This window comes from Shewanella sp. M-Br, assembly GCF_036245925.1.
Classification (GTDB): domain Bacteria; phylum Pseudomonadota; class Gammaproteobacteria; order Enterobacterales; family Shewanellaceae; genus Shewanella; species Shewanella oncorhynchi.
Genome location: NZ_BJBV01000013.1, coordinates 109188 through 131218, shown reverse-complemented (window position 1 = coordinate 131218; position 22031 = coordinate 109188). Strand labels below are relative to the sequence as shown.

23 protein-coding genes are annotated in these 22031 nt (G+C 47.0%); 15 read left to right on the top strand and 8 right to left on the bottom strand.

Annotation, left to right across the window (positions count from 1 at the left end; all coding sequences use genetic code 11):
* The first annotated feature begins 102 nt into the window (after positions 1-102).
* From AAA952_RS12775 to mog, 4 genes are all read left to right on the top strand, one after another.
* A complete protein-coding gene (locus AAA952_RS12775; RefSeq protein ID WP_173497262.1) occupies positions 103-1347 on the top strand; it encodes an L-lactate MFS transporter in 1245 nt (414 codons plus the stop codon).
* Between the two features lie 234 nt (positions 1348-1581).
* A complete protein-coding gene (locus AAA952_RS12770) occupies positions 1582-2319 on the top strand; it encodes a sulfite exporter TauE/SafE family protein (RefSeq protein WP_338257511.1) in 738 nt (245 codons plus the stop codon).
* Between the two features lie 136 nt (positions 2320-2455).
* Entirely contained in the window at positions 2456-2920 is a 465-nt protein-coding gene (locus AAA952_RS12765; protein WP_006083761.1) for an NlpC/P60 family protein, read from the top strand.
* Between the two features lie 318 nt (positions 2921-3238).
* The gene (mog, locus tag AAA952_RS12760) at positions 3239-3772 is read left to right on the top strand and encodes a molybdopterin adenylyltransferase (protein WP_338257506.1); all 534 of its coding nucleotides are present in this window, start codon (positions 3239-3241) and stop codon (positions 3770-3772) included.
* Between the two features lie 72 nt (positions 3773-3844).
* Here mog and AAA952_RS12755 read toward each other — a convergent pair whose 3' ends face one another.
* From AAA952_RS12755 to AAA952_RS12740, 4 genes are all read right to left on the bottom strand, one after another.
* Positions 3845-4093, bottom strand: coding sequence for a hypothetical protein (locus AAA952_RS12755; protein ID WP_338257504.1), 249 nt, complete (start codon positions 4091-4093; stop codon positions 3845-3847).
* 108 nt (positions 4094-4201) lie between these two features.
* A complete protein-coding gene (locus AAA952_RS12750) occupies positions 4202-5350 on the bottom strand; it encodes an ABC transporter permease (RefSeq protein ID WP_219251697.1) in 1149 nt (382 codons plus the stop codon).
* A gap of 94 nt (positions 5351-5444) precedes the next feature.
* Positions 5445-6179 carry an ABC transporter ATP-binding protein gene (locus AAA952_RS12745; protein ID WP_338257501.1) on the bottom strand — a complete coding sequence of 245 codons (735 nt, stop codon included), beginning with the start codon at positions 6177-6179 and terminating at the stop codon, positions 5445-5447.
* A 3-nt stretch (positions 6180-6182) separates the two neighbouring features.
* Complete coding sequence (locus AAA952_RS12740; RefSeq protein ID WP_338257499.1) at positions 6183-7811, bottom strand: alpha/beta hydrolase; 1629 nt, start codon at positions 7809-7811, stop codon at positions 6183-6185.
* 341 nt (positions 7812-8152) lie between these two features.
* Between AAA952_RS12740 and AAA952_RS12735 the strand changes: the two genes are divergently transcribed.
* The 4 genes from AAA952_RS12735 (at position 8153) to AAA952_RS12720 (ending at position 13768) form a co-directional block, all read left to right on the top strand.
* Positions 8153-9961: an AMP-dependent synthetase/ligase gene (locus AAA952_RS12735; RefSeq protein WP_338257497.1), complete on the top strand. Its 1809-nt coding sequence runs from the start codon at positions 8153-8155 to the stop codon at positions 9959-9961.
* Positions 9962-10103: 142 nt separating this feature from the next.
* Positions 10104-12560 carry a toxin-antitoxin system YwqK family antitoxin gene (locus AAA952_RS12730; protein ID WP_338257495.1) on the top strand — a complete coding sequence of 819 codons (2457 nt, stop codon included), beginning with the start codon at positions 10104-10106 and terminating at the stop codon, positions 12558-12560.
* A gap of 125 nt (positions 12561-12685) precedes the next feature.
* A complete protein-coding gene (locus tag AAA952_RS12725) occupies positions 12686-13096 on the top strand; it encodes an acyl-CoA thioesterase (protein ID WP_168826862.1) in 411 nt (136 codons plus the stop codon).
* Between the two features lie 123 nt (positions 13097-13219).
* Entirely contained in the window at positions 13220-13768 is a 549-nt protein-coding gene (locus tag AAA952_RS12720; protein ID WP_105250927.1) for an HPP family protein, read from the top strand.
* Between the two features lie 21 nt (positions 13769-13789).
* Here AAA952_RS12720 and AAA952_RS12715 read toward each other — a convergent pair whose 3' ends face one another.
* Together AAA952_RS12715 and AAA952_RS12710 are read right to left on the bottom strand one after the other, a co-directional pair.
* Positions 13790-14053: a GNAT family N-acetyltransferase gene (locus AAA952_RS12715; protein ID WP_131524569.1), complete on the bottom strand. Its 264-nt coding sequence runs from the start codon at positions 14051-14053 to the stop codon at positions 13790-13792.
* Positions 14054-14114: 61 nt separating this feature from the next.
* Positions 14115-14543 (bottom strand): acyl-CoA thioesterase, encoded by a 429-nt coding sequence (locus tag AAA952_RS12710; protein ID WP_113941276.1) that lies wholly within the window; start codon positions 14541-14543, stop codon positions 14115-14117.
* Positions 14544-14740: 197 nt separating this feature from the next.
* Between AAA952_RS12710 and AAA952_RS12705 the strand changes: the two genes are divergently transcribed.
* The 6 genes from AAA952_RS12705 (at position 14741) to AAA952_RS12680 (ending at position 18484) form a co-directional block, all read left to right on the top strand.
* Positions 14741-15100 carry a MerR family transcriptional regulator gene (locus AAA952_RS12705; RefSeq protein WP_105250930.1) on the top strand — a complete coding sequence of 120 codons (360 nt, stop codon included), beginning with the start codon at positions 14741-14743 and terminating at the stop codon, positions 15098-15100.
* Between the two features lie 67 nt (positions 15101-15167).
* A complete protein-coding gene (locus AAA952_RS12700) occupies positions 15168-15746 on the top strand; it encodes an NAD(P)H-dependent oxidoreductase (protein WP_338257490.1) in 579 nt (192 codons plus the stop codon).
* Between the two features lie 24 nt (positions 15747-15770).
* Complete coding sequence (locus AAA952_RS12695) at positions 15771-16166, top strand: GFA family protein (RefSeq protein ID WP_338257488.1); 396 nt, start codon at positions 15771-15773, stop codon at positions 16164-16166.
* A gap of 3 nt (positions 16167-16169) precedes the next feature.
* Positions 16170-16520 carry a MerR family transcriptional regulator gene (locus AAA952_RS12690; RefSeq protein ID WP_263169376.1) on the top strand — a complete coding sequence of 117 codons (351 nt, stop codon included), beginning with the start codon at positions 16170-16172 and terminating at the stop codon, positions 16518-16520.
* 216 nt (positions 16521-16736) lie between these two features.
* Positions 16737-17123 carry a carboxymuconolactone decarboxylase family protein gene (locus AAA952_RS12685; protein ID WP_263142254.1) on the top strand — a complete coding sequence of 129 codons (387 nt, stop codon included), beginning with the start codon at positions 16737-16739 and terminating at the stop codon, positions 17121-17123.
* A gap of 269 nt (positions 17124-17392) precedes the next feature.
* Positions 17393-18484: a hypothetical protein gene (locus AAA952_RS12680; RefSeq protein WP_263169374.1), complete on the top strand. Its 1092-nt coding sequence runs from the start codon at positions 17393-17395 to the stop codon at positions 18482-18484.
* Positions 18485-18589: 105 nt separating this feature from the next.
* Here AAA952_RS12680 and mtnC read toward each other — a convergent pair whose 3' ends face one another.
* Positions 18590-19270, bottom strand: a complete 681-nt coding sequence (mtnC, locus tag AAA952_RS12675; RefSeq protein ID WP_338257485.1) for an acireductone synthase — start codon at positions 19268-19270, stop codon at positions 18590-18592.
* A gap of 381 nt (positions 19271-19651) precedes the next feature.
* On the opposite strand from mtnC, the gene AAA952_RS12670 reads away from it, so the two are divergent.
* Positions 19652-20083: a hypothetical protein gene (locus AAA952_RS12670; RefSeq protein ID WP_113941233.1), complete on the top strand. Its 432-nt coding sequence runs from the start codon at positions 19652-19654 to the stop codon at positions 20081-20083.
* Positions 20084-20090: 7 nt separating this feature from the next.
* Here AAA952_RS12670 and AAA952_RS12665 read toward each other — a convergent pair whose 3' ends face one another.
* Positions 20091-21914 carry a glycerophosphodiester phosphodiesterase gene (locus AAA952_RS12665; RefSeq protein ID WP_263147178.1) on the bottom strand — a complete coding sequence of 608 codons (1824 nt, stop codon included), beginning with the start codon at positions 21912-21914 and terminating at the stop codon, positions 20091-20093.
* Positions 21915-22031 lie beyond the last annotated feature (117 nt).

Here is a 22031-nt window from a genome sequence, read left to right as displayed (position 1 = left end):
ATTCATTCCTGCAGATCTGTATTTCATGCCTTAATTGATCGGCGCGAATCGCATCTCTCTTATAGTGGACTCAATTCCTGATCCCCTAAAGCGAGATGCATCATGACTAAAGAGATGAACCGTACTCGGTACCTGACCTTAGTTGGTACTATTATCACCCAGTTTGCACTCGGCTCAGTTTACACTTGGAGCCTGTTCAATGCGCAGTTGGCCGTTAAACTCGACGAACCCGTCAGCCAAGTGGCGTTTGTATTTGGTTTGCTGAGTTTGTCTTTGGCCGTGGCATCTTCCATGGCGGGCAAATTACAGGAACGCTTTGGCGTACGTAATGTCACCTTAGGCGCAGGCCTGTTACTCGGCGTTGGATTCTTACTCACTGCCCAAGCCAGTAACTTGATGATGCTTTACCTGTGCGCAGGGATTTTAGTGGGCTTTGCCGATGGCACTGGCTACTTGATGACCTTGTCTAACTGCGTGAAGTGGTTCCCTGAACGCAAAGGGCTGATTTCGGCGTTAGCGATTGGTGCTTATGGTCTAGGTAGCCTCGGATTTAAATACATTAACGTGCTGTTACTCGAAAACACTGGCCTTGAAACCACCTTCCAACTGTGGGGGCTGATCGCCATGGCGTTGGTCTTGTGTGGCGGTATGTTGATGAAAGATGCGCCTGCACAATCAGCCGCAAGTCAGCAAGCCGAAAGTCGCGACTTCACCCTCGCTGAAGCCATGCGTAAGCCGCAATACTGGATGCTGGCGCTGATGTTCCTGTCGGCCTGTATGAGTGGTTTGTATGTGATTGGTGTGGCTAAAGATATCGGTGAGAAGATGGTCGACTTGCCTGTACTGGTCGCCGCCAATGCTGTTGCTGTGATTGCTATGGCGAACCTCAGTGGTCGTTTAGTGCTGGGTATTCTGTCGGACAAAATCCCCCGCATTCGGGTTATTTCACTGGCGCAGATCATCACTTTAGTCGGTATGGTGTTACTGTTGTTCATTCCTTTGAATGCTAACCTGTTCTTCGTTGCGGTTGCCTGCGTTGCCTTTAGTTTTGGCGGTACTATCACTGTTTATCCATCATTGGTGAGCGACTTCTTCGGCCTGAATAACCTGACTAAAAACTATGGCGTTATCTACTTAGGTTTCGGTATCGGCAGTATTATCGGTTCGATTGTCGCCTCGTTATTTGGTGGGTTTATTGCAACCTTTAACGTGATTTTAGTGCTACTGGTGGTGGCGTTAGTCATGTCATTAACCATTCGTATGCCAGAGCCCAAAACCCCTGCGTCAGCTAAGAAAGCGACTAAGAGTACGCCTCGCTTAGTGAATATGACGGCCGAATCTGCATAGGCGTAAGCTAAGCTTTTCCTCTTTAGCTAAAAGCTAACATAAAAAATCCGCAGCCAAATGGCTGCGGATTTTTTACTTTTTATCCCGTGTTTTATGGGCGAGGTTGTTATTCATTTAAGGCTCGCTGACTTATCTATGTGATTGCACTTTTGATGTTAGCTCTGTGCTGCCTCTTTTTTATCACACCAACAACAGGTAACTTGATAACCTTAAAGCGTTATTCAGGATGTGTTGATGTTAACGGACCCTCTTTTTTGGTTGGTGGCGATACCCGCAGTATTGATTACTGGGATTTCTAAATCCGGTTTTGCGGGTGGCGTGGGCGGGTTAACTGTCCCGCTATTGGCGCTGGCAATTAGCCCTGCTACAGCGGCGGCAGTCATGTTACCACTGCTGATTTATATGGATTTTTTAAGTGTACGTTCCTGGTGGGGGCAACATAATCCGCGTCATTTATGGATACTATTACCCGCGGCGGTTGTGGGAATTTTTATCGCTTATCTGTTGTTCGATCGATTAAACGAAGATTACTTACGGGTGATTCTAGGCTGTGTGTCCTTAGGTTTTGGTTTGTATGGTTTGATCCTTGGGGATAAAACTCAAGCATTACCTTCACCTTTGGTTGGGCGCTTGTGTGGCTTAACCGCCGGATTTACGAGCTTTGTTGCCCATGCGGGCGGGCCGCCACTCAACGCTTATTTGTTGCCGTTGCGCTTAGCCAAGGCAGAGTTTTTAGCCACTGCCGTGGTGTTTTTTGCGGTGGTGAATCTGGTTAAACTTGTTCCTTACAGTTTGCTTGGGCAGATCAACCAAGAGAATATTATCGTTTCTCTGTTATTGGTGCCGCTGGCATGGTTAGGGGTAAAGTTAGGTTTATTCATTCAAGATAAAATTGACGATAGGTTATTTAAACGCATCATCTTGATTTTAATGGTGCTGGTGGGTGTGCGTTTATTGTGGACGGCGTTATAGTTTTAAGCTCTAGGTTATATTAGTCTGCTAGAGTGCGCGGGTGTTGGGGCGTTTTGATCCCCAGCCGCCCTGAATTTACCTGATAAAAACTCAAAATTACGTTACTGTGAAATCTGCCTGCAATGAGTTTGAAGCTATGAAACGATTATTGATAGTTATCTTAGCCTTAGGCCTTGGCGCTTGTGCTAGCGCGCCAGAACCTAAGCCTGTGGTAAAGCAAGTTGAACCCGCCACAGTTTGGAATGATAGCAATATCTCCGAACTGCATTCTGAATGGCGTGGAGTACCTTATCGCCTTGGTGGTGGCACTAAGCGGGGCATAGATTGCTCGGCCTTTGTGTCTGTCGCCTATCAGAAGATGTTGGGTATGACGCTGCCGCGCACGGTTGAAGAACAGCAAGCCTTAGGTAAACCTGTGCCGAGAAATCAACTGCGCAAGGGCGACTTGGTATTTTTCAAGACGGGCTGGAGCACACACCATGTCGGCATTTATGTGGGAGACGATAATTTTCTCCACGTTTCCACTAGCCAAGGGGTGAAGATTTCGAGCCTGCATAACAGTTATTGGGCGTCTAAGTATTGGAATGCACGGCGGATTTAGCCCTTTGATCGTTTTTATCTTTTGAATGGCTCAACTTGCAGTGTGAGTGCCTGAGCTAATCTCCCTTTATGGCATGTTTTTATCGGCCCAATGCTGCTTTGCTTTGGGGAAGGCGTTTGTCATCAATGAACAATTTTTAAATTCCGAGTGTTTAAACGGTGTTGCGCGAACCCCATCACGTTTTAGTCGCCCCCTTTCCCGAGCATTTATGCTATTTTAGCTGCGGCTTAAGGTCGAAGCTGTAGCGGCTTCTTCCATGCTTGATGTCGACAATTTTCACTTCGGCATGTTTCATTTCAACATCATTGGGGATTTCCTATGAGCAAAGCAAAAATCGGTATTGTGACGGTCAGCGATCGCGCCAGCGCGGGAATTTATGAAGATATCTCAGGCAAGGCGATTATCGACACGCTCAGCGACTATCTCACCAGCGAGTGGGAGCCGATTTATCAAGTGATCCCCGATGAGCAGGATGTGATTGAAGCGACGCTGATCAAAATGGCCGACGAGCAGGATTGCTGTTTGATTGTCACTACGGGCGGCACTGGCCCAGCGAAACGCGATGTCACCCCAGAAGCGACAGAAGCCGTCTGCGATCGCATGATGCCGGGCTTTGGTGAGTTGATGCGCGCTGAGTCATTAAAATTTGTCCCCACTGCCATTTTATCGCGCCAAACCGCAGGGTTACGTGGCGATTCATTGATTGTGAATTTGCCCGGCAAACCCAAATCGATTCGCGAATGTTTAGATGCCGTGTTCCCCGCCATTCCTTACTGTATCGACTTGATGGAAGGCCCGTATTTAGAGTGCAATGAGTCGGTTATCAAAGCATTCAGGCCTAAGGCTAAGTAAGCTTCTATCTAGCCTGTAAAAAAATAAAGCCACTGAAAATCCAGTGGCTTTGTTGTTTGAGGAGCTTAGGGTTCATAACTGATTAATCTGCTGCTTTAGCTCGTACTCTGGCTCTGTCACTATTTTTTCAAGCACTTGTACTCGCTCAATTAGTGTTTGGTTTTGTAGGCTGAGTTGAGTCACTTTGTCCTCAAGGTGCCTATCGTCTGCGGTGCCCACTCCAAGTTGGCGCGCCTTTAGATAGTGTTTAAACATTTCAGTGGCGCTGAGGCCAATAATGAAGCTGACCATAATCACCATTAAGACAAATTCGTTTTCCATAACAAACTCCCGTAGCTATTGAGGTTTTCAACTTTGGAGCGACCTAGTTATCGCTCTCAAGTTTGTCAGTTTAAGTTTATCGTCCCCAAGTTTATCAATTGAAGCGCCCTATAAACCGAAGATCACTTTTTCACTCTTGAGTGACCTTTCCATGCCAAAGGCGAGCAATACCGCAATGGCGAGTGTGCCTAAGGTCGAAACCAGTAACTGCAACATGGGCAAGTCTTTACCTTTGATAAAGTCCATTAATGCCTGTTGCTGACCCGAGACGGGCAACCACTGCAGCATATCTGGCGCTATGTTGTAACTGGCGGCCATCGACAGGGCTAAGGGTACAAACAGCACCATAGTCAGATACGACTGAGCTTCCTTAAAGGTTTTCGCCATAAAAGACACAAACAGTTGCAGACAAGCGGCCATTAACGCGACGGGGATGCCGACCACTAACATCAGCAGCATAAATTCTGTGGTGATGTTGACGCTAAAGCCTAATTCCTGCCATGGCACGAAGGCGTAGGCGATTTTAGACACCAGCAAGATCAGCACTAAACCGAGCAGGGCGAACAGGCTTACCGCAATTATTTTTGATAGCACTAATTGGCGTGTGGTCAGCGGATGGCTCAATAGCAGGGCCAAGGAGTTGCGTTCGCGCTCACCGGCACTGGTGTCGATAGCTAGGTTCATGCCCGAGATAAATACTGAGTAAATCATAGTAAAAATGGCGATACCTAAGATCATCCCACCCTTAGAGTCTGTAGTGGCTTTGTCTTGCACATTCACTTTAAGCGGCTGCACCACGCGCGGGTCGATACCGCGGGCGATTAAACGTAAACTGCCCATTTCAGCGCTATAGGCCTGCAGTTGTTTCTCGAGTCTGCGAATCGAGTTCTGCAGTTTCTCCTCAGAGTTATCGGCCACGATAGTGATTTCAGCACTTTTGCCTTGGTTCATCTGCGCGGCGTAGTCGGTGCTGATGATCAGTTCTATCGCTTTAAGGTCTTTGGCGTCAGAGCCATCGGCTGCGCCTTGAGTGATGCCTTTATTCGATAAAAATCTTACTAAATCCGGTGCTTTATCGGGATTTTTAATGGTGATTTTCAAATCATCGGGGCTGGTTAGCTGGCCAATTAACACCATAAATAGGCCGCACATGATCAGCGGCGTACCTATGGCGTAGTAGAGACCAGCCATCACAGAGCGCTTATCGCGGGCGGCATCGATGAGTTCTTTACGAACCATAGCGATTATTTTATTCATGCTGTCATTCCCTTAACCATGTTCTTAAATGCCACGCTTTTATATATCAAGGTCTTAAAGGTTAAAACCTGCGGGCGTAATCTTTGCTGAGTTATCATGCCGCTATCCCTTCATCCGTGCCGATAAGTTGAATAAAGGCTTCTTCGAGCGAGTCTTTGCCTGTTTGAATGCAAAGCTCAGTTGGGCTGCCAATGGCGACGACTCTGCCTTGGGCCATGACGATCACTTGGTCACACAGGGCGGCGACTTCCTGCATCACATGGCTCGAGAACAGCACGCAATGTCCTTGATTTTTAAGGTCGATAAGAATGTCACGCAATAGGCGAGTGCTCATCACATCCAGCCCACGGGTCGGCTCGTCGAGGATAATATTGCTCGGGCTGTGGACGATTGCCTGTGCGAGGGCTGTTTTCATTCTTTGCCCTTGGGAGAAGCCTTTGCAGCGGCGATCGCTAATGTCCTCGAGGCGCAATTTCGCAATCACTTGGCTGGTGGCCTCTTTGGCCTCCTTGGATGATAAGCCGCTCAGCTCGGTAAAATAGCGAATGTATTCCCGTGGTGTTAAGCGTTCATACAGACCAAAAGGGTCGGGGAATAGCCCGAGTTGCTGCTTAGCGCCAATAGGGTCGATGGCGACATCTATGCCTTCGATTTCAGCCTTGCCGTTATCGGGTTTCAGCAGGCCAAAGATAGTGCGTAAACAGGTGGTTTTACCTGCCCCGTTCGGGCCGAGTAGTCCTGTGATTTGGCCGTTTTGTGCGACGAAACTTAAGTCATTCAGCGCCTGCACGTCACCGATGCGCTTGGAAAGATGGGATACTTTAATCATGGCTTATTCCTTAGCTCCAGTGCTGGTGTGGTCATCTGTTGTCGTGGTTTTTGTGCTGGTCGTATTAAGCGGCTCTACCGAGCTGGCATTTAAATAAAAACTGCGGCGCACATCTTTGTTTAAACACTCGCCGTCGAGATCGTTGACTGAGCCCGAGCGGACAAGATCGGCGATAAGGTTATTGGCGCAGGATTGATAGGCCACACCGTGGGTCGCGTAGGGCGCAATAAAGTGCTTGGCATTGGTGAGTTTTTCCATGGCTAACTCGCCCCAGCTTGGTGGGGTGGCGGGGTCGATTTCGCCGGATAACAACAAGGTCGGAATGTTACTGTTGATGGGCTCGCTAAAGCTGTTATCTACCGCAGGGACTTTCCATACTGAACAAGTCGCCTCTAAGCCTTCAAGCATGGTTTTGCCCATAAAGGATGTTTTGGCCTGCTCGCGCATGGTTGGGGTAATGCGGTGCATATCTTCGCCACAGACCACAGAGGCGTGCATGCCCATCGCCATGCCAGCATTGTCGATAGTGAGGGCATATAGGCCGAGTATGGGTTGGAAGTTGTTTTTCGATGCTTGATGAATCGCATGGGGCAAGAGGGCGCGCACATTGGCTTGATACAGCGCCATGCGGATCGAGCCAGAGAATTTACCGCGCGTCATGGTCAACATGGTTTTTTCGCCCGTGACGGGATCGTAAACGTTTTCCATCACAGGGCCAGTGGCGAGCTTAGCGTCGACTCGCTCAAAATCTGCCTTTAACTGGGGAAATTGACTGTTACAGGCGGCGGTTGCTTGGCAATCCTTAAACAATAAGTCGAAGCCACGATCAATCGCAGAGCCAATTTCTAATACGCTTTGCTGCATGGGCACTATGCCGTCTAAGGTCACTGTGGCTAAGTGCTCTGGATATAAACGCATGTAAAGTTGCGCCATGCGAGTGCCGTAGGAGATGCCGTAAATATGCAGTTTTTTATAGCCTAAGTGTGCACGTACGGCTTCGAAGTCTTTAATCGCATTGAGGCTGCCGTATTGGGTCACGTCGGCATCAATTTTGGCTAAGCATTTTTGCGTTTCGGCTAAGGTATCGACATTATCGTCATCGAAGGACAGTGGAGATTGAGCACCTTCATCGCAGGCCAGCACATTCGAACGGCCTGTGCCCCTTTGATCGATCAGTAGAATATCCCGCTGTTGGCGGACTTTGCTCAGCATGGCATCGAAACCTGCCGCGTTCTCTATGGCCGATTGTCCTGGGCCGCCTGCAATCGCCAGCAAGGCTTCTTCATGATTGGCATTTTTCACCGCAGGCAAAACAACGTAATGCACTTGGATCTGTTTGCCATCGGGTTTGTTAGGGTTTTCTGGCACAGTCACAAAACCGCAGTTTAGACGATCGGAAACGCCTTCTACATAACAAGTTTCGGTCTTATTCGCGATATCTGCCGTCGCTTGTGTCTCTTGGCTTTTCACATCACTCGCCCACGTCGCCATACTCGCCATTGCCAGTATGAGGGCGCTCATTCTCAAAGTACGCGTGCGCCATGTGGCACTAGTCGCACCATGGCGTGGCTGAGTTGGCACAAGGCGTTGAACTGTGTTGCTTAACTTCCTGTGTGTCATGCTATCTATCATGCGCGCTTTCCTTTTTGCATTTCAGGACGAGTTGTAAATTTAGATACAAAATATCGGTATATTAATGTGTTAACAAGGTGTGAGCGGGCAGTGCTGGGCGTTTTTCATGTCAACCTAAGTTGTTGTGAACCTATTTACAAGCACTGAAACGAACAAGTTGTGTTTTTTGGGGATAAGAAAAACTCTGGCAAGGCGATGTCATTAGCAGATAAAAGCCTATTTACAGCGTGATTTGGGCGACATTTGCACAACATTAGAGCAAAAACTCTTAGTTTTTATTTGGCCTTCAGGTAGAATGCTGCAAAAGCGGTACACTTGTAAGCTAAAAAGGTGAGTCTCTTATGTCTCTCGATCAATATCATGTTATTCGACTACTACAGCAGCAGAGTGAGTCTTTAAAAGACGCAGTAGCGCTGGAAGGTTTTGAAATGGCCGCTCCTTGGTATCAGGTGAGTTGGCAAGCCTTCGACCAAATCAGCAGTAAAATTGCACAAGTGTTGATCGAACTTGGCGTACAAGTGCAAGACCGTTGCGTTATTCTGGCGCAAAACTGCCCGCAGTGGACTTGTGCCGATGTCGGCACTCTCAAAACTCGCGCCGTTGTAGTGCCAATTTATCCCACCAGTACCGTCGAACAGGCGAGTTTTATCGTTAACGACGCCACTGCTAAAGTGATTTTTGTTGACGATACTAAGCAATACGCTATGGCGTGTGAGTTGCAAGCCTTATGCCCAAGCCTAGAGCATGTGATTGTATTCGATGCCAGCGTGACACTCGCTGCCGATAAGGCCAATCAGCATTGGCATCTAGATACCCTACTGGCGGGTGACACTCATTTAAACATTGAGCAAGAAGCCGAGCTTAATCAGCGTTTACAAGCTGCAAATCTCGATGATTTACTGACCTTAATTTATACCTCCGGCACGACGGGCGATCCTAAGGGCGTGATGCTGGATTATCGTAATATGGCGTCTACCATACGCCAGCACGATCAAAAATTGGCCTTCCATTCTGGCGATGTGTCTTTGGCATTTTTGCCATTGAGCCATGTATTTGAGCGCAGTTGGAGTTTCTACGTCTTGTGCCGTGGCGGCCATAACGTCTATCTGCAAAATACCCAAAGAGTGAAAGAGGCGATTAGCGCCGTGCGTCCACATACCTTGTGTGTGGTGCCGCGTTTCCTCGAAAAAGTGTATAGCGCCGTACAAGATAAAGTCGCCAAATCAGCCGACGGTCGTAAGAAGTTGTTTGCTTGGGCGATGCGCGTTGGCCAACGTCAGTTCGAAGTAGGCCAAGGTCGTGCTAAGGGCGGATTGTGGTTGTCGCTGCAATGGCGTTTGGCGCACAAGCTAGTGTATAGCAAGCTGCAAGCCGTGCTCGGTGGCCGTTTGAAGTTTATGCCTTGCGGTGGCGCAGCCTTAGATGTGAATGTCGGTAGTTTTTTCCATGCGATTAATATTCCAGTACTTTGTGGATACGGTATGACAGAAACTAACGCGACTGTGACCTGCAATACCTTAGGTAATCGAGTGCCGGGTTCCAATGGACAACCTTTGCTGGAAACCGAAATTAAGCTAGGTAAGGACGATGAGATTTTAGTCCGCGGCGCGACTGTGATGCGCGGCTATTACAATCGTCCTGAAGATACCGCCGCTGCGTTTGAAGATGGTTGGTTAAAAACCGGCGATGCAGGGCGTTTCGATGCGAACGGCAATTTATTTATTACCGATCGTATTAAAGAATTGATGAAGACCTCCAACGGTAAATATATCGCGCCGCAAAGGGTTGAAGGCGCCGTGGGCTGTTGTCCTTTTATCGAGCAAGTGGCGATTATTGCCGATGCGCGTAATTATGTGACCGCCTTGATTGTGCCAGCGTTTGAGTCACTGGAAGCGTGGGCGAAGGACAAAGGGCTGAAGTATGAGTCACCTTTAGAATTGCTGCGCCATAGTCATGTGGTTGAGCATTTTGAGCAGCGCTTAAAGCAGTTACAGCATGAGTTGGCTGGTTTTGAACAGATTAAAAAGTTCACTCTGTTGCCTGAAGCGTTTTCGATGGAAGCGGGTTTAATCACCCCAACGCTCAAGCTGCGCCGCAAGATGATTTACCATAAATACGCCCATGAAATAAATGCTATGTACAACAACTAATTGTTAAGTTGTTGTTGCTAAAGGCCGCAGAAGCGGCCTTTTTTTTATCTACTACTTCCTGAAGTGCTTTTCTTCGCTTAAAATTCGCCCCGTTTACTGGTGCGCATGAGGCGCGAGGCGTCGGTATAAAAGGTGTAGTTAAATGGAACTTTCGATTCGTAGTTTATTCGCTGCAGTGAGTGCGGTGTTGTTATCTTCTTTAACTGTCATTCCTGCAGCTGACGCTGAGGATTACGACAAAATCGTCCATGGCCCAGTGGACTTACCTAACGGGCAATGGCTCAATTTCTATCAAAAAGATCATAAAGTGTGGGGCGAAATGCTCTATGGCGATGCGCCCGGCGTGCGTCTTGATGATTATGGTTCTGCTGAAGTGGTTGCGGTTTTTTACCTCGATTTTGATAAAGGTGGCACCAAAGAAGTGGTTGTCATGCTGAAAGATGCCGATGGTCAGCATTTACGGGGCTATGGTTTTGAAGGGGATGATCTCACAAAACTTCCCCGTCTACAGGTTGTGCTCGATGAAGTCGCACCAACCTTAACCTCGTTTACCGTGGGTAGCGTTCGTAAAGTACTAAGCCAAATTCCGCCGCAACAATACCGTATGACCTATGATGTTGACGCGATTAAAGATCCCGCCATTAAAGCGGTTGTCGATGGTTCTACTAAGCTCAAGCCGACCTTAGTGGGTTATCGTAATTCCGAAGGTTCACCCGTCGATGTGAAGACCGCCGTCGAATATAAATTACGTTATCCACTCACTCGCAAAGATAAAGATGCCCAAGGGATTGAGCGCCAATATAGCTTAGTGACCACCTTTGATCGCAGTGGTTATAGCGAAGAAGACGGCAGTTTTGTATTGGTGAGCGTGGCCTTTGAGGCCGATGACTTTGATTGGCTTAAAAGTGGTGGTACCGTGATCCCTAAAACTGGCCCATCCTACGATTTTATGAGTATGGGCATGGGGAGCACTTGGGCAGGGCTTGCCAGTGAAAGTCATTATGCCCAAGGTGTGCTCGATGGCCCGTATGCAGCCTACGATGGTCGCAATGGTAGCGTGGTTTACTCTGGTAACTACAAACAGGGCAAAAAAGTCGGTAAGTGGATGGAGACAGAGAACCAAGCCATTTATTGGGAAGGCGAATATCTTGACGGTAAAAAGCAAGGTAAATGGATTGCACAGTCGATGTTCGATGAGGCCGATAGCTTTGGTTTTGCCCATTACAATCAGGATGTGCTCGACGGCCCCTACGAAGTCTATGAGCCCGATTATGACTCCAGTGCAGAAGGCGATAAGCGATTAGTGGCAAAAGGTATTTATCTTAATGGCGTAAAAGATGGCGAGTGGCTTGAGGCTGATGGCAGCAAAGGCCAATATCAAAAGGGTGTGAAGCAAGGCGCTTGGGTCGATAAAGTGACGAGCGGACATTTCCGTGATCAAGTAGGTGAAGGCGCCTATCTTGCAGGAAAACGCACTGGCCTTTGGGCATTTAAAGCCGAAGATGGGACTCGTACCGAAGTGAACTATGTCAATGGCTTACGTCAAGGAGAGTCTAAATCATTCGACAAAAATAATCTGATGTTTAATACCCGTCATTATGAGCAGGGTCGCCTTAATGGTCAGAGTATTTGGTATTCAAGTCCGAATGTCGTGGTGGATATCGCTAACTACCGCCAAGGAGAGTTGGATGGTCAGCAAATGCGCTTTAATCCCCAGAACGGTGAGCTGACTGAACTAACGAGTTATAAATTCAATGAAGCGGTGACGCTTAAGCCTTCGCACGATGAATGTATTATGCGTGAGAATCCCTACTCAGATGATTGTGAAGGGGTGATTAATGGTAAAAATGAAGAAATTTCATCGATAAAACACGGTGAGCAGCGCGAATATCATAGCAGCGGCTCCTTGTATAAATTGGCTTATTACACCAATGGCGCTGTAGATAAAGAATATCAGTTTGATTCCAATGGCCGTTTATTAAATTTAAAAACGTACAAAGCGGGTAAGGAATACGGCCCAAGTATCAGTTATTCCACTGATGGTGGTTACTCACTCTCCCGATATGGTCACCAAGTGAATAACCGTGTCTCTGGCCCCCATTACAGTTTCTATCCTAATGGGCAATTAAGAAGCCTGTGGAACTACTGCCAGCAAGAAGGCGAAACCTGGAACGGTGAACCTTATTTCTGGGATAACGCCATTGCGCGCTGCGGTATACAGCGCGAGTACTTTGATAATGGTGCCGTGAGTTGTATTGAAGACCTCGATAGCAATTATGCCGTGGATAAAGTGTGTTACGACATGAATGGCAAGATAGCGAATGAAATGCTGCGTATCGATGAACAGCATGTGATCCACAAGCGCTACATTAACGGTGTTATCTATTCCGAAGAGCCGGGTTTTGCCGATTACTCACATATCACTAAGGGCCGTAAGATTTATCACTTAGAGAACCCAAAAACTCATGGGGTGTATAAGTCTTATAAAAATGGCAAGTTAGAATACGAGAAAATGTATGATATGGGTAAGGCTGGATGCCTTAAAAAGTACGATGCTAACGGCAAGCAAACCCCAGAAACGGCGAGTTGTCAGTTTTAAAATGCTAGGTTTGGGCTAGTGGCTAGAACCTGTTTGGCTTAGGATAATGGATGAGTTTGGTGGTTGGTTTAATTACGTTAATCACCACGCTCTTCCATTCATAAAATAATAAAAAGGAAGTTTGCATGTCAGCCACAGAATACAGTCTCGAAATCAATCCAAGATTTACTGAAACCGACGGCCTAGGTCATATCAACAACACTGTTATCCCCGTATGGTGTGAAGCGGCGCGCACGCCAATCTTTGAGATTTTTAATCCTGAGCTGGATTTACATCAGTGGAACTTAATCGTCGCGGGGTTTACCGTGGCATTTATCGCGCCGACTTACTATGGCAAGAGTGTCACAGTAAAAACCTATGTCAGCCGTATCGGTAATAGCAGCTTCGAGCTGACCCAAACCTGTTGGCAAGCGGGCAACAAGACCGCCGAAGTGAAAACCACACTCGTACATTACGATTACAGCAGTGAAAAAAGCCGCCCGATTCCTGAAGATATCCGCGAAATGCTCGCTAATCTGAATGGTGAAAGTGCTTAGTCTGCTTACTCTTTCGGTCAGCGTAATTGCAATTGCGCTGCTGAAGGGTTAATTTGTCGGCCCGCTAACTGTGATGCAGATCACTTGTCTGTATCGCTTAATTTTTATCGGTTCGGATTAACCATGAGATTCTATTTTACCCGCATGCGATCGAAGGACATTTGTCCACCAAGACAGCCACTTAAAAAGATTGTGTGGTCATGGATTGGGGCTTTCTGTGGCATTTACTTGGTCGCGAGTCTCGCAAATTATATGAGTGAAAACCTCGTCGACACTATGTTTGTCATTGGCTCGTTCGGCGCGTCGGCTGTGCTAGTGTACGGTGCACCGCTGGCGGAGTTTTCTCAGCCGCGTAACTTGATTGGTGGCAGTGTGTTATCGGCCTTAATTGGGGTCGCAGTGTACCAAGTGTGTGGCGATTATGTGGTGCTGGCGAGCGCCTTAGCGGTATCCCTGTCTATCGCATTCATGTACCTGACTCGCACTCTTCATCCTCCAGGCGGCGCAACGGCATTGATTGCCGTGATTGGCGGTGAAAACGTGCATCAACTCGGCTTTCTTTACGCGTTAATGCCAGTGTTCCTCGGCTCAGTATTACTCTTACTGGTCGCGCTGGTGGTCAATAACCTCTCCACCGATCCCAAGCGCCATTACCCTGTTTATTGGATTTAGCGAACTCGTTTTTAAATCTGCCTATTTTAAAAACTTCTGTACATACCAGCAGCTGGCTTGGATAGTAAAGTCTTGGCCTTTGGCCCACTTTAAGCCGTGGCGCACTAAGCGTTCGGCAAGGCCTTTACCGCGCAGCTCGTTGGGGACAAAGGTGCGGCTGAAATCGATATCCTTGCCTGATAATCGGTATTCCAACACGGCTTCATAGCCGTCGACAGGGATAATAAAACGCTGTCTATCCTGTTGATGTTCAATGGCGATCTCGATATTTTCGTTATCTGACATACATGCTTCCCTCAAGGTATGGCCTAAAGTGTGCTGGCAATTCGTTATTGATTTTAATAGCTTAAGCGATTTCGTGTTGTTTGAGAATTGTCAGCAGTTCTGCTGGTAACTCAGCTTTTTTGCCCGTTTTAAAGTTAAACATCACCGCGACTGAAGTACCTAACGTCGTTACTGCCTGCTGCTGTTTACTAAAAGCCTGGTAATGCATGGTAAATCTATCGCTGTGAATATCGCTAATACTGACACTCACCAATAAAGTATCGGGGAAAGTCACTGGGCGTTTATAGCGAGCCTGATTTTCGCTGATTACGGGGCCAATACCGGATTTATACAGGGTATCTAGCGGGAAGAGACGATTGAAAAAGTCGATACGTGCCGTTTCAAAATAGCGGAAATACACCACATTATTAACATGCTGCAAAGCATCCATTTCGCCCCAAGCAACGGGGATTTGGGTAACGATAGGGTGCTGTGCGAGAAACTTTTCCATTGCCTGTTCTTGTACATCTTCTTGCAACTGTTCTTGTTTAAATCCCATGATAAAAATCCCAAGTTAAAACGCTCGTTTAAGCGGCCAGACTAGCAGCATAAGATTGCTGCGACAAGTCTTGGCCTAAGCTGATACTGTGGCTGATAATGGCAAGCAATGCAGATATGAGTAATGTCTTTAAAGGGGTAGGTTGAGCTATGTATATTGGACAAGCGGCAAAGCAAACAGGGCTGTCGATAAAAGCGATTCGCTTATATGAGGAGTGGGGGCTTATCGACACTCCCGCACGTCAGGGGCGTTATCGCATTTATAGTGCGGCGGATATTAGGCTATTGTTGCTGATCAAAGAGGCCAAAGCCCTCGGTATTAAGCTTGTCCAACTAAAAGATTTACTCGAACAAGGCGATAAGCATGCTCAGTTAGCCACAGTGCAGGCTTTTTTGTTGGGTATAAAAGCAGATTTTTTACGCCAGATAAGTGAGTTAGAACATAAAGTCACTCAGTTAGATGCCTGTATTGATGGGCTCACCTCCTGTGAATCGCAGCTGTTACCTTAGGTCTTGACTCTCCCCTTAGGGGCAGAGTTTATGCTATTTGCCACATTGACTGTTATGGCGTTTCATCGTGGCAAAAAAGATTTTAGTGATCTGTGGTAATCCTAAGGCGCAGAGTTTTTGTGAGCATCTGGCTGAAACCTATGCCAAAGCGGCGGCAGATAAACACTCAGTGAGAATCGTCAAACTAGCTGAGCTGAATTTTGACCCGAATCTGAGCTATGGTTATCGTCAACCTCAGCCACTCGAAGCCGATTTGCTAGCGTTTCAAGCGAATATCCAGTGGGCGGAGCATGTGGTGATTATCACACCGATTTGGTGGGGCGGTATTCCTGCTAAGTTTAAAGGCTTAATCGATAGGACATTTTTATCTGGGTTTGCATTTCAATATGAGAAAGGTAAATTGATACCCGCTAAGTTGCTGCGCCATAAAACCTCGCGAATTATCATGACTATGGACACGCCGCCTTGGTATTACAAGTGGTTTCAAGGCGCTCCCGCGCTCAAACAGCTTGATACCGCCACCTTAGTATTTAGTGGTTTTAAGCGGGCTAAGTCCAATATGTTGGGGCCAGTGATGAGTGCTAAGGAGCCGCAATTGCAACAATGGCGAGCGTTGGTGCAGCGGCTTGGGAATTTAGGTTTATAGAATCTAGCGAGATAAGGAGTGGGTGTGATTAAACAAGTAGGCAATACTATTATTCAGCCAAAACACAGAGCGTCCTGCCATTGTGGTGCCGTGGTATTGGAGTTGTCATTGCCTAATGGCATCGAAAATCCACGCCGTTGCGATTGCTCTATCTGTCGCCGTAAGGGCGCAATGGTTGGCTCTGTGCCGCTGGCGGGGATTAAGATCCTCAAGGGTGAGGATGCGCTGAAACTCTATGAATTCAATAACAAAACTGCCAAACACTACTTCTGCTCTATCTGCGGTATTTACACCCATCACCAGCGGCGTTCCAATCCCCATGAGTATGGTTACAACATTGGTTGCCTCGAAGGGGTTAACCCATTCGATCTCGAAAATGTTCTCACGAATGATGGTGTTAACCATCCTGCGGATCGTTAGACTATGAACATAGGTCAGTTTGCTGCACTCACTGGACTGTCGGCGCATACGCTCAGGTATTACGAGAAAATTGGCCTACTGCAGTCTGTTGTGCGAAATGGCAGCGGGCATCGTGATTATGCGGCGAAAGAAGCGGAATGGATTGGGTTTATCAATCGCTTAAAAGAAACGGGCATGCCGTTAAAGCAGATATTGACCTATGCCGAGCTGCGTGCCCAAGGCGATGTAACCGCTGGCCAGCGACAGCAGTTGCTCGAGCAACATGCAACACAATTGGCTGAGCGTATTCGCCAAGAGCAGGAGCATTTGGCTGCTCTTAAGCAAAAAATTCACTATTACCAAACTCATTTTTAGTGGCTAAGCTCAGTCGCTAACATTTGTGGTTAAATGCTAAAAAGCTAATATTATTTACTTTTCTATTTGCTTGCTTGTGCCTCTAGCCAGCGAGTTAAGTAGAGGGGCAGTCTTACTGATCCGCATTGCCTGTGTCATGCATCAATGAACCATTGACTTAGAGTTAACTCTAAGGTTTAGGCTGCTTGCTGTGATTTAATCCAGCAGGAGCTAAAAATGAGTAATCAAAGATATGTGCAGGGCCTCGCTAAACTGACTGAAATCGACGGTGAGGCGGGGGAGAAAGTCATCCGCAGTCTTGCCGATATTTGCCCTGACTTAGGCAAGTACATTATCGAATATCCTTTTGGGGATATTTATCAGCGTGAAGGGCTCGACCTTAAGACGCGGGAGCTAGTGACAGTTGCCGCACTCACGGCGCTAGGGCATTGCCAGCCACAGTTAAACGTACATATTAATGGCGCATTGAATGTGGGTTGTACGCCGCAGGAAATTGTTGAGGTGATATTGCAAATGTCGGTTTATGCTGGCTTTCCTGCTGCACTTAATGGCATGTTTGTCGCTAAAACCGTATTTTCTGAGCGGGAGTTAAGCGTCGTTTAGTTAGTCCTGAGTCAGGTTTATCGATTTGCAAGAGTGACCATAAGGCCGCTTTGATTTCCTCTCTCAAGTTCATTTTAGTTGGATTTAAACGGGCGATGGGGTGTTGCAGAGCTTTCATTCGACTCTAAACAGAACGTTCGACTTTGGCTAGAGATAGCCAAAGTGACCAATATACCGAGATTGAGTGGCACAGTTGCCATCACTGTGCTTTGCACATTACAGTGGCAAATGTTGCCCGTCTTACTATTTCAATGGAATGTAAAATAATAATGAATTTAATCGGTTACATTGGGTCAGCTCGCCAATACTTGCGAAAGCTCAGCTTACCATCACTGAGTGACATCCGTTTAGGTTTGGGCAAGTTCTGGCGCTGTCTTATCCTAGGGGTTGCTAAGTTATCCTTTGCGCAAAAGCTGTATCTTATTGCTTTGATATTGGCTTTTAGTAGCGAGTTAATGGGGTTGGTCGCTGTGATTGCCGTAATCGCTATGGCCATCGAGTTTTGGCCTGTGTTCGAGCGGGTTTGGCACAGTTTGGCGGGCAAAGCTGTGTTGTTGCTGTTTTATGCGATGATTGCCAACTTTGCTTTGGGCTGGTCTGGCGCGATAGTTAACGAAGTGGTTGGGGTATCAGCAAGCGATCTCAATTACACCCATAACTTAGCGATTTTACTCTATATGCCCGCTTGGTTTTTGATGGTAAGCGCGATCGTGCTGCTGGCATTACAGTTGATTATTCCTATCTATTTAATATTGATCTTTTTGCTTAAACCTTTAGGTGTCAAATCGTTACGGCTTACCTCGCATACTTCATTCCGTAAAACGACTTTTTTGATCCGTATCGTGCTAGCGACTGTGGTTTTGTATCACTTGAGCCTGTTAATTGATTTAGAGACGCGCATTGAAACCTCATTTGGCAACTTTATTACCTCTCCCCAAGAAGCCGCTAAGCATGCGCCTCGCGAGCCTAAATCGGGACGGTTGCCGGATGCGACCGATGTGCTGACGGTACCGATTGTAGAGCTAACTCAGACTGCTCTTGACTCTGAAAGCGATAAATCGAGCAAGGCTGAGAATAGTAATGATGACGGCGAGCTGGAAGAGGAAGAGCGCAAAAAGGCCTACGCCTCGGTGCGAACTCAATATCAGTACTTAGTGCGGCAATGGCTAGCTACGTTCGCATTTTCACTTGAAGCCAATGGCCGCTCGCGTTGTAAAAAGCCTGCCGAGTCGAATGTGATTGAATTAAATGATTACGAGATTTTGTTGATCACACCCGATAAGAATGCGGATTATGGTTATCGTTTTGAGGTGGAAAAATGTATCTCGGCCGCGTTTCCGTTGGCGGTGAAGGGCAATTGAGTCAATTAATAAAAAAGCGACCACAAGGTCGCTTTCGTTTTATCGGCTAAATCAGCTTGAGCTGACTATCGTGTTATTCAACCATCACGTTATTCAACAATCGCATTATTCAATCAGCAGCTCATCGAAGTTGCTGATTTTGCGGAACTCTCCAGTGCGTTGTTTGCTGTCGCGAACCATTTGGCAGGTCATCATACCCGCAGCGTCAGCAGCCTTTAATTCTTCAATAACATCAGACACAAACAGCACTTGTTTGGGGCTTAAGCTGATAGTGTTGAGGATATTGCAGTAAGCCTGCTTATCTAATTTGTTGCCCGTGCGGGTGTCGAAATGGCCGTTAAACATTTCAGTTAAATCGCCGCCGTCACTGTGGCCGAACAACAGTTTTTGCGCGTCGACTGAGCCGGATGAAAAGCTGTAAATACGCAGGTTTTGTGCGCTAAAACGTTTCACCGCTTCAATAAAGTCCGGGAAGATATGGCCCTTAAATTCGCCATGGGCATAGCCTTGTTTCCAAATTAACCCTTGTAAGGTTTTAAGTGGCGTAGCTTTACGGTCTTCGTTGACCCATTGTTGCAGGATCTCAGTTACACGCGCTAAGTCAGCCTCGGGCTCTAGGGCGATATCTTTAGTGTCACAAATACAGTTTTCAACCAATACATTGTGTTGGTTCTGTTCTAAAAAGTCTGGCAAGGCTTTGACAGAATAGGGGAATAGTACATCTTGGATAAAGTTTAGGTCTGTCGTGGTGCCTGCTGTGTCTACGACTATGGCTCTGATACCCATAATGTTTTGATACTCCACAATATGTTGGCTAAAAAATGCAACTCCGATCCTAAGCGTTATTGGTGAAATTGGCTAGTCTATTTCACCCAAACACATGGGCAAATTGTGGGTGATATCACTAAGCGATAAGATTGAAATTTGATTAATCTAGTAATTTTAAAAGCTTATCCACTGATTATCCGAGAAAACACTAACTTGATACTGGATTTCATCTCGTTTATTGCGCACAAGTTTGTGGTAGACATAAGACTATGGTCTTAATAGCTAAGGGAAATTTAGGCTGCTATTGTAGTTAAAGTCTCTTTACTCCTTTATACCTTGCATGCTGTGGTTTTCGGGAGACGAGACAGCATATTTCACCTGCGAATAGAGAGACCTTACATGAAATATTTACCCGCACTTGGCTTTGGTATCCTATTAGCCTTATTGAGTTTTATCAGTTTCTCATTGGTCGCCAGCGCAGGTTATATGTTGGACATGTTGAGTGCGGTGCCTCACATCTCGCATAACAGTGTGGAGTATCTTTTATTGGCGGCTCATGATGCGAGTTTGCTGATATTGCTTGCAGGTTTAGTGCTTTATGCTTACCACAGGATCTTTCCTAAACTTCCCTTCGATTGGTTTACCGCTGTGCTTATCCAAATGCCGCTTGGCTTGGCGGTACTGGTATTAGATGGTTTTACTTTAAACCTGTTTTCATTCAAAGGTTTTGCACTAACGCTGACCACTTTAGCCGCTTCATTTGGGGTGTTAAGCCTCTTTTGGTTGCTTCAACGTAGAGCTAAGCGCTTCGAGGCGAGGTTGAGTAAATAAGCAGAATTTACAGAACATAGCGTAGGCGCAGTGCCGTTTGTTCAACAGGGGATAACGCGAGCCACTGTTCTCGGATTTCCACGGCCTCTTGCGGATAGTCGGTAATGAGCACATCGGCTCCCAGCGCCAACATGCGCCGCATTTGCCGTGGATTATTTACTGTCCATACATGCACTTGCTTACCTCCTTTGTGTGCACGGGCGATAAATTTTTCGTTAGTAATCGATTGATTGACCGCTAAGAATTGTGTATTCGCCTTAATGGGATCGCCAATGGATTGAGTGACGATAAGGCCAGTGTGAATGGAAGGGTCGAGTCGTTGCACTTCTTCAATGGCTCTTGCTTCGAGTGATGTAATGACGACTTGTTGTGTCATTTTCTCTTGTTGCAATAAGGCGACAACGGCCTGTGCCAAGCTGGGATCGGCTTGATTATATTTAAGCTCAATGTTCAAACCGATTTTGTTGCGTGCCTCATTAAGCATCTCTAGTAGTGTTGGTACGGATTCACCTGCAAAGGCGGCACTGTGCCAACTCCCCGCATCGAGTTGTTGTATTTCACTCGCACTGAGGTTGGCAACTCGCCTAGAATCGCCCGCTATGCGCATTAAATCAGCATCGTGCAATACCATTAAGGTGCCATCGGATGCCGTTTGCACATCGATTTCGGCATAATCCGCCTTTTCTGCAATCGCTAAACGCAAAGCCGCAAGGGTATTTTCTGGTGCCCTAGCAGCGCCAGCACGGTGGGCAGTAATCAGGATGTCATCCCTTTGTGGTTCACTATTGAGGGCATATACCCCTAACCCCAACATGATTAAAAAAGTGCCGATCAACACCCCGCTTATCGTATAAATCGACAGTTCAGACGTTCTTTTTACCGTTTGTCGCCCAAGGCGTTCTAACCCTGCGGGTTTTTCTCCCAGTTGGCGGTATAACAGCAATATGATAAAGGCTTCCCCAAACATTCCGAGTAAGGACCATGCCGCGCTGAGCATAAAAATCAGTGCAGAGACGAGGGCCAATATGGCTAATTCTGTCGAAAGTGTCAGCGTAACCCTATCGAGTAAGCTATCGGCACCCCAGGAGATCAGCAGTATTAAGGGATACACCAAAGCACCTATCCTCAACCACCAACCCGCAGCGTGCCACATAATCGGGCGTTCATTGCCTGCGCTTAATTGCCAACTGCGTTTGAGTGCCGTCAAAGCATCGGTCGTTTCACTCACAATAATTGTTAGTGAAAAGGCCGCTTTGGCCCACAGATATAAGGCAACAAGGACATAGATTATCGCTAAGAACGCCATACTCGTTAAGGCGAGATACCAGTCTATAGGCTTGAAATACAAGTAGTAATTGATGTCGTGTCCCTGTAGAAACACGCTGAAAATCAGATATCCTAACCCGATAAAAGGTACGCTGAGCAGCAATAAGCAAGCTGCATAAATGCTACCAAGGCGAATAAATACGGGTAAGCGCGCTGTCGCGAAAATCAGCGCCCGCACTGGGCCAATGGGAATATCGTATAAGCCAGATGCTGCGAGAATAGTGACTCCAGCACGTTGGGTAAAAAACACGGTAAAGCTGCTGAATAGAGTAATGACCATAAACAGCAAGCCATAGGGAGACATGGCAAAGGCGATTAAGTCGTAATTGGTAATGGTGACATTGCCCGTTTTGGCAATCAGATGGCGCAGTAGCCAGCCAAAAGACGGGACGACAATACCCGCCGACACTAAGGTGAATAACAGTTCAAATTCAATGAGTTTTCTACCGCAGCGACGAATGGCTTTAAGCGTGTCATGCCAGTAACTGTGTTCAGGATTGAGCATGCAGCTTCCTTAATCGTGCGAGTTTAGGACTGTAATTTAGCAGCGTTTCTGGTTGACGGTTAGTCATTCGTGCAATGTTTTAGGTGTGGGTAGTTCGTTAAAGTCTTCTTCTCAATG